General features: G+C 45.3%; 1 protein-coding gene. It reads left to right on the top strand.

Annotated elements, in window-relative coordinates; translation table 11 throughout:
* The coding region (locus IEW93_RS21795) for an ISAs1 family transposase (RefSeq protein ID WP_188741281.1) at nt 1-1070 on the top strand (1070 nt) is incomplete at its 5' end.
* Nucleotides 1071-1099 lie beyond the last annotated feature (29 nt).

Here is a 1099-nt window from a genome sequence, read left to right as displayed (position 1 = left end):
AAGACCCTCGCTCTCACATCAACCTAGACCATGATTTAGTTGATATTATTTTTCTTGTTTTAGCCGCTATCGCTTCAGGTTGTGATGGCTGGCAAGCTATTGAAGAATTTGGCAACGAGAACCTATCTTGGCTACGTAAACATCGAGATTTTGACAAAGGGATCCCGACTCGGCATTCCATTGCCCGGATCATTAAAGTTATCGATAACGAAATACTGTTGTTAACGCTCTTTCGTTGGGCAAATAGCTTAAGAGAGGCTTCATCCAAGCCATTAATCGCTATCGACGGTAAAACGTTGCGGGGTGCAGTTAATCAACATGGCGCAAAAAATGCGCTACACCTCGTTTCGGCCTTTGATACCGAACAAGGTATCGTGCTCTATCAGCAAGATACACAGACCAAAGGTAACGAAATCGCAACGGTTCAAGCGCTGTTGCACATGTTAGACATTAAAGACGCTGTTGTAACCTTTGATGCACTTCATTGCCAGCGGGAAACGCTTCAACAAATCATCAAAGCTAAAGGCGACTATATTGTTCAGGTAAAAGGCAACCAACCTCTACTTAGGCAGGCCATAGAAATGCAGTTCCAACCTCACTGGGATAACGACGGCGTCGACATATTGAGTGTCGAAGCGGATGACAAGGGGCATGGCCGTAAAGAGCGTCGCACGACGTTTCAAATTCCAGCAAAGCTACCGCAGGCGCTCGCAAAAAAGTGGCCATCAGCCAAGTCGCTCATAGCAGTTGAGCGTCAACGAACACTTAAAGGTGTTACCACCATAAATACGGATTATTACTTAAGTTCTTTACCTCTGGACATCGAACTTGCAGCCAAAGCAGTGCGTCAGCATTGGCACATCGAAAACCAGCAACACTGGGTGCTTGACGTCACTTTTAGGGAAGACTGTTCAAGGATTGGTGACCGTGAAAACGCGAAGAAAATGGCGCTATTTAGGCGTATCGTGCTGAACCTTTTAGAGCAGCATCCACTAAAAGCCAGTAAACCAACCAAAATAAGAAAGGCAGCATGGAATGGCGATTTTAGGAGCGAGATTTTCTTTGGTTAAAAGATTTAACAAAGCTTAATCCCGCCCTG

This window comes from Shewanella inventionis, assembly GCF_014641855.1.
In the GTDB taxonomy this organism is placed as follows: domain Bacteria; phylum Pseudomonadota; class Gammaproteobacteria; order Enterobacterales; family Shewanellaceae; genus Shewanella; species Shewanella inventionis.
Note: the sequence above shows the minus strand (reverse complement) of the source record. Positions and strands in the feature narration are given on the sequence as shown.